Raw genomic sequence first — 11,313 nt, 5'->3', positions numbered from 1 at the left:
CGATAGTTGCGATGATCGTTCCCACGCTCCAGCGTGGTAATGCAGTTCGCGACGCTCTGCATCGCCAAGAGGACGCGAAGCGTCCAGAACGGCATGCGACGCGGAGCGCCGCACGATGGTCGGGATTCAGCGTGGTAATGCAGCTCTCGACGCTCTGCGTCGCAAGAGGACGCGGAGCGCCAGCACGCTAGTTGAGTTTTCGCGTGTTTAAAGCGCGAAGCGCGACACCATGCTGTTGAGGTCCACGGCCAGGCGTGACAGCTCGGTGCTGGCCGCGCTGGTCTGGTTGGCGCCGGTGGTGGATTGTGCGGACAGGTCGCGGATGTTGACCAGATTGCGGTCCACTTCGCGAGCGACTTGCGCCTGCTCTTCGGCAGCGCTGGCGATGACCATGTTGCGTTCGTTGATCTCTTCGACCGCGACGTTGATGGTGTTCAGCGCCAAGCCTGCGCCCTTGGCGATGTTCAAGGTCGATTCGGCGCGTTCGGTGCTGTTGCGCATCGAGCTCACCGCCTGCTCCGTACCGCTCTGAATGCTACCGATCATGCGTTCGATTTCACTGGTCGATTGCTGAGTACGGTGCGCCAGGGCGCGGACTTCGTCGGCGACTACAGCAAAGCCACGCCCGGCCTCACCGGCGCGTGCAGCCTCGATGGCGGCGTTGAGGGCGAGCAGGTTGGTCTGGTCGGCCAGGCCGCGAATCACATCCAGCACCTTGCCGATATCACGCGATTCACTGGCCAGGTTGATGATCAGTTCAGCAGTATCTTTCACATCACCGCTCATGCGTTCGATGGCGCTGACGGTTTCCTGAACCAGATCACGACCGTCGCCAGCAGATGTCGCAGCGTTGCGCGACGCTTGTGACGTGCTGACGGCATTGCGGGCGACTTCTTCCACGGCGCTGGTCATCTCGTTGACCGCGGTGGCCGCCTGCTCGATTTCGTTGTTCTGCTGCACCAGCCCGCGTGCACTTTCGTCGGTGACAGCATTGAGCTCTTCAGCAGCCGAGGCCAGTTGCGTGGCCGAACCGGAAATGCCCTGCAACGTGTCGCGCAGCTTGTCCTGCATGGTTTTCATGGCCAGCAGCAAACGACCTGCTTCATCGGTGCCGTCGATCTCGATCGGACGGGTCAGGTTGCCTTGCGCGATGGTCTCCGCTGCATGCAGAGCTGTGGCAATCGGCGTGGTAATACTTTTGATCAGCATCCAGGCAAACACGATGGTCAGCAGGGTGGCAGCGATCAACAGTCCGATGACCAGATTGAATGCCGAGTCGTACTCGCTGGACGCATCCTTCTTCACCTGGTTCAACTGAGCCGTGTTGAACTCCACCAGTTTGCTCAGCACAACGTTCATCTGGTCAGAGTTGTTGAGCATTTCGTTATTGAGCAGGCCCTGCAATTCATCGATCTTGTTGGCGCGGGTCAGGGTCTTCAGGCGCTCTTCAAGCTGGCGATATTGTCCCAGCAGTTGTACGTACTGGCTGTAGAGATTGCGCTCATCGGGATCGCTGATGAGCTTCTCGTAAATCGCCTGAGCGTCAGTGATCTGCTTGTTGCGCATCGCCATCAAATCGATGGTTTTCTGCTGGGTTTCCGGGTCGCGGTTGACCAGCAATCGGTAGGACAGAACGCGCAACCGGATGCTGACTTCAGCAAATCGGTCAAGGCTCTTGATGCTCGGCACATTGTTGTCGGCCAGCACTTCAGTGGCGCCACGGATCTTGCTCATCTGTGACAGTGCAAATACACCCAGAATCAACATGAGTGTGCCGATTGTGGCAAATCCAAGAAACGCTCGGGGCGCGATGTTCATATTTCGCAGGGACATAGAAAGCTTCCAGGGTCAGGTACGCGATCCATGCGATTGAAAGACGGAGATAAAGCCGTGAATGGGGGGCCTATCGGTCATGCGACTAAAGTATTGAGTCAGTAGGCACTAAATATTGACGACTTATTACTGACGGTTATTTTTGAATATGACAAACATTCGCACAAACCCTTGAAAAGACTGGGTTGAGGAGGAGTGGGGCGATGTCAGTTTGCCCATTGGCTGTGCGCATTTGTCGCAGTTCGGGACGGTCTGACGAATAGCAGGAACCGGATTCCGAATACGTAGTCACAAGCCCCCTACGCGTCTACGTTATGGACATGTCAACGTCATGACAGATCAGTATCAAAGCCTGAGCGCTGGCATGCGCAGCGACTTTTCTTTATCGTACGCGCCCGTTGAAATTTGCTCGAGAAATCAAAATGTTGGAAGCCTCCCTTAGCCAATTGGAACAACTTGTCGGTGATCTGGTGCAACAGAACCAGGCCCTTCAAGACACAAATGCACAGCTCGGTGCCGAGCTGGCAAAAGCCAAGGACGAGAACGAGAACTTGCAACTGAGCCTGATGGAGCAGGAAGAGAAGCAGGGCAGCACCGCCGCCCGTATCCAGGCACTGGTTGACCGCGCGACCAGCGCAAGTGCTGTTGGCGCATGAACGTCGATGGCAACGGTGTAACCGTTCTCACCATTCTGGGTAATGAGTACTCGGTCAAAGCCCCGGCCGGTGAAGACCTGACCCTCATGAAGGCCGCCGCGATGCTCAACGCGTCGCTGGCCGACACCAAGCGCAAATACCCGACGTTGATCGGCGACCGTCTGCTGGTTCTGGCAGCGCTGAACCTCTGTTCGCAGCAAATCGAGCTTGAGCAATTGCACAAGGTCGAGCTCAAGCGTTACCGCGAGCAGGTGGACGCGACGGTGGATGTAATCGCCAAGACCATTTCCCAGAGCTGAGCGCAGGTCGCAGTCAAAACGAGTGCGATTGTTTACGTCTGCGCCATTGCCCAAGGCGCTCTTCCAGTAGCCGCGGGCTGTCGATCTGCTGACGACGGGCGTGGCTGAACAGAATCAGCGCCAGTTCTGCGGTGACCAGTGCATCAGCGCTGGCGTTGTGACGCTCTTCGGCATGCAGGCCAAAAAATTGCGTCCAGTCGTCCAGCCCTGCATGACGCAGGTTGGCTTGCTCGCAGAGCATCGGGGCGATTTCGGCGGCATCGAAAAACGGATGCTGCAAGCGGTAGTCCAGGCTTTCTTTCAGCGCGCGCGACAGCATGTGCTGATCGAACGGCGCATGAAAACCCAGAATGGGGCTTTCGCCGACGAACTCCATGAAGTCCAGCAACGCCTCGGCCGGCTCGCTGCCCGCGGCAATCGCACTCGGTGCCAAGCCATGAATAAGCACGGCCGGGCTGACCTTGTGATCGACGCGCAACAGCGTGCGCTCGAACTGCTGGCCCAGATCGATGGCACCGTCTTCAATCACGACCGCGCCGATGGACAGCACTTGATCGCGGTTCATGTTCAGGCCACTGGTTTCAAGGTCCAGCACTACCCAGCGCTGTTGGCGCAATGGCTTGTCGCTGAGGTTCGCGCAGACCGGCAGCTTTTTGAGGCGATCCAGTTGATGCGCTTGCAAGGGTGTCTTTTTCGCGCGCGGCTTGAGCCATTCGAACAGGTTCATAGTTGGTAACGCAGGGTCAGGCTGGTTTGCAGTCGCTGCGCCTGGCGAAACGATTCGCGCAGAATGCGTCTGTCCAGATGGTTGAGCGTGTCAGGGTCGATGCGATTGGAGTAGGGAAGGTTCTGGCGGCTTTGCAGTTGATGTTGCTGCATGCGGGTCTGCTGAATGAAGTGGTAAGCCTCTTCATACGCAGCGCCATCCAGCGGGTCGATGACTTCACGTTCGACCAGTTGGCGCAGGCGTTCCTGGGTATTGTTGACGCCGACACCGTTGGCCAGCGCCAACAGGCGCGCCCCGTCGACAAAGGGCGTCAGGCCTTCGGTCTTGAGGTCCAGGGTGTCTTTTTCGCTGCCTTTGCGCGCCAGCACGAAATCCTTGAAACGGCCCACCGGCGGCCTTTGACGCAGAGCGTTCTCGGCCATCATGCGCTGGAACAGCTTGTTGTCTGCCACCTGATCAAGAATGCCGCGGCGCAGTTGCTCGCCGCCACTTTCATCGCCCCAGACCACGCGTAGATCGAAATAGATACTCGATGCCAGCAGGTTCTCCGGAGTTGCTTCGCGGATAAAGGCTGCAAAGCGCTGTGACCATTCGAGCCGGGACAGGCACAGGTCGGGGTTACCGGCCATGATGTTGCCCTTGCACAGGGTAAAACCGCACTGCGCCAGGCTTTGATTGATGCGCTCGGCAATCGGTAGCAGTAACGTGCGGATCTGCTCTGCTTCTGCCGCATCGCTGGCTTCAAACAGAATGCCGTTGTCCTGATCGGTATGCAGCGTCTGTTCGCGACGGCCTTCGCTGCCAAAGCACAGCCAGCTGAATGCAATGCCGGGGTCGCCTTTTTCTGCAAGCGTCAGCTCGATCACGCGGCACACGGTGTGGTCATTGAGCAGGGTGATGATCTGGGTTATCTGGGTCGAAGAGGCTCCGTGGGCCAGCATGCGGTCGACCAACTGGACGATATCGCCTCTTAAACCGGCGAGCGCTTCGATACGCGGTGCATTGCGGATGGTCCGCGCCAGGTGGACCAGGTCGACCCGTTGCAAGGAAAACAAATCGCGCTCCGACACCACGCCACACAATCGCCCGTCTCTGACCAGGCACACGTGGGCGATGTGACGTCCGGTCATGGCGATAGCCGCGTCGAATGCGCTGGCGTCCGGGCTCAGATGGAACGGCGACAGGCTCATGGTGTGTCTGACCGGCGCGCTGAAATCGGCATTCACATCGGCAACCGCTTCACGCAGGTCGCGCAGGGTAAAAATCCCCAGCGGGGCCTGCTGCTCGTCGACAATCACGATGCTGCCTACCTGCTGTTCATGCATCAGTTTCACCGCGTCGCGCATGGGTGTTTCAGGGCTGCACATCACCGGGTGACGCATGGCCAGTTCGCCGAGACGTGTATTCAGTGAATACTGCGTGCCCAGGGTTTCAACGGCGCGCTGCTGAACCTGCTGATTGACCTGATCCAGCAGGCTGCTGACACCGCGCAGGGCAAAGTCGCGAAACGTTGTGGAAAGCGCGAACAGCTTGATGAACGCCTGCTTGTTCAATTGCAGGCAGAAGGTGTCCTCGGCAGCCAGGTGTTCGGTACGAGTGGCACGCTCGCCCAGCAGGGCCGCAAGTGGAAAACACTCGCCAGTGGTGATTTCAAATGTTGTTTCTGTGCCGCCTTTGGCAGAATGCGGACGTTCACCGACGATTCGCCCCTGCTTGACGATGTAAAAGTGCTCTACCGGGCCATCGCCAGGCTTGATGATGCTTTCATCCGCGGCATAGAACCGGAGCTGACACTGCTCTACGAGGTACGCCAGATGCGCGTTTTCCATCTGGTTGAAAGGCGGGAATTTTTGCAGAAACTGCATGGTGCCGTGTATGTTCTGTAGCACGGCTGTCTTGCCTGCCTGGGTGAAAGCATCTGCCTTGCTCATGGCCTGTTCCGCGTTCTTGTTATTGGTGCTCATGGTCGGCCGCTTGCAGCCAGGTGCCCATTGGACGTAAGTCTTACGCTTGAACCGAGTGACAGTGCCGTGCCTGCTGCGGCGTAACTGATTTGACGAACGCAATGGATTGCGAGCGAAGACTGGCCAGGATGCCGACGAAATGCATCGCAGATTTATCCATATCTGCTGTCGGATTAGTTCAGGGAATGATGAGATTGCAATGATTGATCACGATATTTTGAGCGACGAAGAGCGTAATGCCCTCCATGAGGTCATGCTCACGCCCGCCCGTGACGCACCGCAACGAGTTCTGATCGTCGATGACGACAGCGACGCGCGAGAGCTGCTGGCCGAAATTCTGAGCCTCAATGACATCAGTTGCATGACCGCACCCGGTGGCGACAGCGCGCTTGAAATGATCCAGACGCGTCAGTCCATCGGACTGCTGATCACCGATTTGCGCATGGCGCCTTTCGACGGGCTGGACCTGATCCGCAAGGTAAGGGAGTCGGATCGCGCCGAACTGCCGATCATTATCGTCTCCGGCGATGCCAACGTGCGCGATGCCATCGATGCCATGCACTTGAACGTGGTGGACTTCCTGCTCAAGCCGCTTAACACCAAGCAACTGGTGAAGCTGGTGAAGCGGGAGTTGGGGATAAGTTGAAACGGTGAGCCTTTGCGGATTGCTCATCCGGCAAGGACAAGCACCCGCAATGGCTCAGACGACTCGTTACAGACCTTTACTAGCCTTGAACTCACGACGGCGACGGTGCAATACCGGCTCGGTATAGCCGTTAGGCTGCCGCGTGCCTTCGATCACCAGTTCTACGGCTGCCTGGAAGGCAATGTTGCTGTCGAAGTCTGGTGCCAGTGGGCGATACAGCGGGTCGTTGGCGTTCTGGCGATCCACGACGGGGGCCATGCGCTTCAAGCTTTCCAGCACCTGAGCTTCGGTGACAACGCCATGACGCAGCCAGTTGGCCATGTGCTGGCTTGAGATGCGCAGCGTTGCGCGGTCTTCCATCAGACCGATGTCGTTGATGTCCGGTACTTTCGAGCAACCCACGCCCTGATCGATCCAGCGCACTACATAGCCAAGAATGCCCTGTGCGTTGTTGTCCAGTTCGTTCTGGATTTCTTCGGGCGTCCAGTCGGTGTTCGGCGCCAGGGGAATGGTCAGAATGTCATCCACCGATGCCTGCTCGCGCTGAACCAGTTCGGCCTGGCGAGCGAACACATCGACCTTGTGATAATGCAGGGCGTGCAGCGCGGCCGCTGTAGGCGAGGGCACCCAGGCCGTGTTTGCGCCAGCCAGCGGGTGGGCAATTTTCTGTTCCAGCATGGCAGCCATCAGGTCGGGCATGGCCCACATGCCTTTGCCGATCTGCGCACGACCTTGCAGGCCGCATTTCAGGCCGATGTCGACGTTGGAGTTCTCGTAGGCAGCGATCCACTTCTCGGCTTTCATCTGCGCCTTGCGCACCACCGGGCCTGCTTCCATGGAGGTATGGATTTCGTCACCGGTGCGGTCGAGGAAGCCGGTGTTGATGAACACCACGCGCTCACTGGCGGCCTCAATGCAGGCCTTGAGGTTGACCGTGGTACGGCGCTCCTCGTCCATGATCCCGACCTTCAAGGTGTTACGCGGCAAACCCAGTACCTGCTCGATGCGCCCGAACAGTTCGTTGGTGAATGCAGCTTCCTCCGGCCCGTGCATCTTCGGTTTGACGATGTACATCGAGCCGCTGCGGCTGTTGCTGCGCGAGGTATTGCCGTTGAGGTTGTGGATCGCAGCCAGACTGGTCAACAGGCCGTCGAGAATACCTTCCGGCACTTCATTGCCATGCTTGTCGAGTATCGCGTCGATGGTCATCAAGTGACCTACGTTGCGAATGAACAGCAGCGAACGACCGTGCAGCGTGGCTTCGCCGCCTTGTGGCGTGGTGTAGACCCGGTCCGGGTTCATGGTGCGGGTGAAGGTCTCGCCGCCTTTGGACACCGATTCCGCCAGATCGCCTTTCATCAGGCCCAGCCAGTTACGGTAGACGACCACTTTGTCGTCGGCATCGACGGCCGCAATGGAGTCTTCGCAGTCCATGATGGTGGTCACCGCGGCTTCCATGAGGATGTCTTTCACGCCTGCCGCATCGGTTTGGCCAACCGGGCTGGAAGCGTCGATCTGCAATTCGAAATGCAGCCCATTGTGCCTGAAGAGCACGGCGAACGGCGCTGAGGCATCACCCTGGAAACCCACCAGTTGTGCATCGTCGCGCAGGCCGGTGTTGCTGCCGCCCTTGAGGCTGATGACCAGTCTGCCGTCGATCAACTTGTAAGCAGTCGAATCAACGTGCGAGCCAGCCGCCAAAGGGGCAGCCTGATCGAGGAACGCGCGGGCGAAGGCGATCACCTTGTCGCCACGCACCTTGTTGTAGCCCTTGCCTTTCTCCGCGCCACCTTCTTCGCTGATGGCATCGGTGCCATAGAGCGCGTCATACAGCGAGCCCCAGCGGGCATTGGACGCATTGAGCGCAAACCGTGCGTTCATCACCGGCACGACCAGTTGCGGTCCGGCCATGGTGGCTATTTCTTCATCGACGTTTTGCGTGGTGATCTGGAAGTCCGCTGCTTCTGGCAGCAGGTAGCCGATCTCCTGAAGGAAGGCTTTGTAAGCCGAGGCGTCGTGAGCCTGTCCGGCACGCGATTGGTGCCACGTGTCGATCTGCGCCTGCAATTCATCTCGTTTGGCGAGCAGTGCCTTGTTCTTTGGCGCAAGGTCGTGGATCAGTTGGTCCGCACCGGCCCAGAACGCAGTGGCGTCGATGCCGGTTCCGGGTGTGGCTTCGTTCTGCACGAAGTCGAACAGGACTCTGGCGACTTGCAGGTCACCGACTTGAACGTACTCAGTCATTGCACTTGCCTCACTCTGCTCAGCAGGGTCGAGCACACTCGGGGAGCGCTCTGTTATTGATCTTGGTGTCATGTAGTGCGAGATTTCGGATACTACATGAGCCGCCGTCGCGTGAAAACGTCGCTGAATATGTCACTAAACGACTGGATATTCATATCGGGTCACGATGATATTCATTGTGTTCCCAAAAGCGCTCGGGATTGTTCCATAAAGCGTGGTAAACGGTACACGATTTACCGCGCACGGGCTGCCCTCGGGTCTGTCTATACTCGTGCGACCGACGCCGTTTTCAAATCACCTGCACAGAAAGAGGAATTGACCGTGGATCATCTCGTCGTAACGCTGGTTGCTCCCGACAAACCGGGTCAGGTCGAACGTATCGCGCAGTGCATTGCCGAGCAGGGCGGTAACTGGCTGGAAAGCCGCATGTCGCGCATGGCCGGGCAATTTGCCGGGATCCTCAAGGTGGGTGTCGAGCCGGAAAAGTACGATGACCTGATCAAGGCGTTGAACGCACTGTCAGCCCACGGCATTCGCATGCTGCTGGCTGAAAGCGTGATCGAGACAACTGCCCCGACCCAGTTGATCAGCATGCAACTGGTCGGTAACGACCGTCCCGGCATTGTGCGCGACATCACCCGCTTGCTGGCCGGGCAGGGCGTTAACGTCGAACACTTGATCACCGACGTTTCCCCTGCGCCCATGAGCAGCGAGTTGCTGTTTCACGCCGATGCCGTGCTGGGCGTACCGCTGGGCTTGTCGCTGGATGACCTGCAGGCAGGGCTTGAGACCCTGGCTGATGATCTGATGGTGGAGTTGGTGTTGGGTGGGGAAGCGTGACTCCTGTGTTGATTATGTTCAGGCGCGTTTGGCTTCTTGTTCCGGCACCAGTCTGACCTCCACCCGTTGACCCAGTGCTCTTGCAGCGCTGGCCAGTGTTGCAAGGGTCATCCCGGGATCATTCTGATCCAGAGCGCGGTCTACTGCCGTTCGGCTTGTGTGCATACGCTCTGCGAGAGCCTTCTTGGTAACCTTCTGCTGTTTCATGACTTCAGCGATTTGCCAGGAAATAACTCGTTTGAGGGCCGCGGCAGAAACTTCCTCGGCAAAGCCTTGCTCGGCAAGAAAGTCATCGAAGTCAGAGCCAATATGCTGGTTCATTACTTGTTCCTCTTAAGTGCTGCTTTGCGCTGTCTGGCAGTTTCCAGGTCTGATGCGGGAGTTTTTTCGCTTTTCTTGATAAAGCCATGAAGCAAAACCATTGAGCTTGCTTCAACGGTGAACAGTACTCGTGCAATTCTTTCCTTCAAATCAACTCGGACCTCCCAAAGTTCGGGCTCCATTTTACGGACCACAGGCATGCCTATTGGCCATCCAAACTGAACAGTCTTGATGTCCGTGCCTACTGCCTTACGGTCATCGCGTGGCAAATTGGTCAGCCATTCGCGTACGGGCTCATTGCCCGCTTCGGTGTAGAAAAACTTAACGTTTAAAGTGGGAGGATATTTATTCATAGTCGAGTGTACCAAAAAAGGTGCACTATTCAACCAGAATATAGGCCTATTCAGGTTATCCAAGTTAACCGTGCACCTGCCTGTGGATAACCTGGGGGAATAGCCTTGCGCGCCACGTTCGCCGTGGCTTGGCGAAAGTTGATCAAAAAACCAACAGTTTCAAGGGCTTGTGCACAGATAAGGTTAGCCTGCCTGTGGATAACCCTTGGAGAACCTCTTGCAGGCCACGGGGAGCGTGGTCTGCAAGGGATTGTGTGTTTTTTGATCAGCTGCGACCGCGGGATTTCAGCCAGATATCCACACTGTAGATTGCCAGCCCCGCCCAGATAAAGGCGAAGGTGATGATGGTGCTGGTGGTCAGATGCTCGCCATACAGCAGTACGGCCAGCAGCAGGACCAGCGTGGGCGCAAGGTATTGCAGGAAGCCCAGGGTGGTGAAGGGCAGGTGGCGGGCTGCGGCGTTGAAGCACACCAGCGGGATCAGCGTTACCGGGCCTGCGGCTGCGAGCCAGAGGGCCTGGGTGGTGGTCCAGAATTGTGCTTGTGCGCTGATGGCTGTCGGGTTGAGTGCCAGCCAGATCAATGCCAGTGGCACCAGCATCCAGGTTTCCACCACCAGGCCAGGGAGGGCGGCAACCGGGGCTTTTTTGCGGATCAGGCCGTAGAACGCGAAGGTCAATGGCAGTGCCAGCGACACCCATGGCAGGCTGCCCACGTGCCAGACCTGTTGGGCGACACCAATGGCGGCGAAAGCGACCGCCAGCATTTGCAGGCGCCTGAGCCGTTCGCCCAGTAACAACATGCCCAGTAGTACGTTGACCAGCGGGTTGATGTAATAGCCGAGACTGGCTTCAAGCATGCGGCCGTTGTTCACGGCCCATACGTAGACGATCCAGTTGGCCGCGATCAGCGTGCCGCTCAGTGCCAGCACGGCCAGTCGCTGTGGGTTGTTGCGCAGGTCACGCCACCAGCCGGGATGCTTCCAGAACATCAGCACAATCGAGCCGAAGAGGGCTGACCAGAGCACACGATGGATGATGATCTCGATGGCCGGAACGGCGGAGATAGCCTTGAAGTAGATGGGGAACAGGCCCCAGATGATGTAAGCACTCAGGCCCAGAATGTATCCACGGCGTGGATTGGCAGCTTGCATGGAGCGTCCCTTTAATACAGAAATTTCCGGTTTTATTGTGGGGTGATGCGGTTGATGGTTTTGATCGTACTCACGCTGGAGCGCTCGATGTTATACACAGGTTCGACTGATTCACGACATCTGTGCCGCGCCGCTTGCTCAGGATCGGACGCGGAACGCCGCACGATAGTTGAGATTATCGTTCCTCACGCTCCAGCGTGGGAATGCCTTGGGTGACGCTCCGCGTCACAGATTTGCGCCGCACCGGACATTCAGGATCGGACGCGGAGCGTCCAGA

General features: G+C 57.8%; 11 protein-coding genes and 1 pseudogene. 4 read left to right on the top strand and 8 right to left on the bottom strand.

Going from position 1 to position 11,313, the window contains the following annotated elements; all coding sequences use genetic code 11:
* Nucleotides 1-207: 207 nt before the first annotated feature.
* Together RYC17_RS19250 and RYC17_RS27030 are read right to left on the bottom strand one after the other, a co-directional pair.
* Complete coding sequence (locus tag RYC17_RS19250; protein WP_404944497.1) at nucleotides 208-1,338, bottom strand: methyl-accepting chemotaxis protein; 1,131 nt, start codon at nucleotides 1,336-1,338, stop codon at nucleotides 208-210.
* Nucleotides 1,339-1,767 (bottom strand): annotated as a pseudogene (locus tag RYC17_RS27030) (MCP four helix bundle domain-containing protein); the annotation flags it as partial. It lies immediately after the preceding gene.
* Between the two features lie 488 nt (nucleotides 1,768-2,255).
* Between RYC17_RS27030 and RYC17_RS19245 the strand changes: the two are divergent.
* Both RYC17_RS19245 and RYC17_RS19240 read left to right on the top strand, forming a co-directional pair.
* Nucleotides 2,256-2,489 (top strand): hypothetical protein, encoded by a 234-nt coding sequence (locus tag RYC17_RS19245; protein WP_002555595.1) that lies wholly within the window; start codon nucleotides 2,256-2,258, stop codon nucleotides 2,487-2,489.
* Nucleotides 2,486-2,788 carry a cell division protein ZapA gene (locus tag RYC17_RS19240; protein ID WP_005735052.1) on the top strand — a complete coding sequence of 101 codons (303 nt, stop codon included), beginning with the start codon at nucleotides 2,486-2,488 and terminating at the stop codon, nucleotides 2,786-2,788. Before RYC17_RS19245 ends, RYC17_RS19240 begins: the two co-directional genes overlap by 4 nt.
* Before the next feature lie 13 nt (nucleotides 2,789-2,801).
* Here the strand turns inward: RYC17_RS19240 and RYC17_RS19235 are convergent, their stop codons facing one another.
* Nucleotides 2,802-3,515: a PolC-type DNA polymerase III gene (locus RYC17_RS19235; protein WP_058401032.1), complete on the bottom strand. Its 714-nt coding sequence runs from the start codon at nucleotides 3,513-3,515 to the stop codon at nucleotides 2,802-2,804.
* The gene (locus RYC17_RS19230; RefSeq protein ID WP_316904132.1) at nucleotides 3,512-5,446 is read right to left on the bottom strand and encodes a putative nucleotidyltransferase substrate binding domain-containing protein; all 1,935 of its coding nucleotides are present in this window, start codon (nucleotides 5,444-5,446) and stop codon (nucleotides 3,512-3,514) included. The genes RYC17_RS19235 and RYC17_RS19230 overlap by 4 nt, the downstream gene beginning before the upstream one ends.
* Before the next feature lie 232 nt (nucleotides 5,447-5,678).
* On the opposite strand from RYC17_RS19230, the gene RYC17_RS19225 reads away from it, so the two are divergent.
* The gene (locus RYC17_RS19225) at nucleotides 5,679-6,125 is read left to right on the top strand and encodes a response regulator (RefSeq protein WP_057403209.1); all 447 of its coding nucleotides are present in this window, start codon (nucleotides 5,679-5,681) and stop codon (nucleotides 6,123-6,125) included.
* Nucleotides 6,126-6,191: 66 nt separating this feature from the next.
* Here the strand turns inward: RYC17_RS19225 and RYC17_RS19220 are convergent, their stop codons facing one another.
* A complete protein-coding gene (locus RYC17_RS19220; protein WP_316904127.1) occupies nucleotides 6,192-8,369 on the bottom strand; it encodes a malate synthase G in 2,178 nt (725 codons plus the stop codon).
* A 321-nt stretch (nucleotides 8,370-8,690) separates the two neighbouring features.
* Between RYC17_RS19220 and RYC17_RS19215 the strand changes: the two genes are divergently transcribed.
* Nucleotides 8,691-9,209: a glycine cleavage system protein R gene (locus RYC17_RS19215; RefSeq protein ID WP_058401030.1), complete on the top strand. Its 519-nt coding sequence runs from the start codon at nucleotides 8,691-8,693 to the stop codon at nucleotides 9,207-9,209.
* 18 nt (nucleotides 9,210-9,227) lie between these two features.
* On the opposite strand, the gene RYC17_RS19210 is transcribed toward RYC17_RS19215, so the two are convergent.
* The 3 genes from RYC17_RS19210 to rarD all read right to left on the bottom strand — a co-directional run bounded on the left by RYC17_RS19210 (nucleotide 9,228) and on the right by rarD (nucleotide 11,036).
* Nucleotides 9,228-9,530 (bottom strand): XRE family transcriptional regulator, encoded by a 303-nt coding sequence (locus RYC17_RS19210; protein WP_003379963.1) that lies wholly within the window; start codon nucleotides 9,528-9,530, stop codon nucleotides 9,228-9,230.
* Nucleotides 9,530-9,883 carry a type II toxin-antitoxin system RelE/ParE family toxin gene (locus tag RYC17_RS19205; protein WP_316889673.1) on the bottom strand — a complete coding sequence of 118 codons (354 nt, stop codon included), beginning with the start codon at nucleotides 9,881-9,883 and terminating at the stop codon, nucleotides 9,530-9,532. The genes RYC17_RS19210 and RYC17_RS19205 overlap by 1 nt, the downstream gene beginning before the upstream one ends.
* A 265-nt stretch (nucleotides 9,884-10,148) precedes the next feature.
* Complete coding sequence (gene rarD, locus RYC17_RS19200) at nucleotides 10,149-11,036, bottom strand: EamA family transporter RarD (RefSeq protein ID WP_057403205.1); 888 nt, start codon at nucleotides 11,034-11,036, stop codon at nucleotides 10,149-10,151.
* Nucleotides 11,037-11,313 lie beyond the last annotated feature (277 nt).

This window comes from Pseudomonas syringae group sp. J248-6 (assembly GCF_032586995.1).
Classification (GTDB): Bacteria; Pseudomonadota; Gammaproteobacteria; order Pseudomonadales; family Pseudomonadaceae; genus Aquipseudomonas; species Aquipseudomonas amygdali.
The sequence above is the reverse complement of the archived record's forward strand: the minus strand, read 5'-3'. Positions and strand labels throughout refer to the sequence as shown.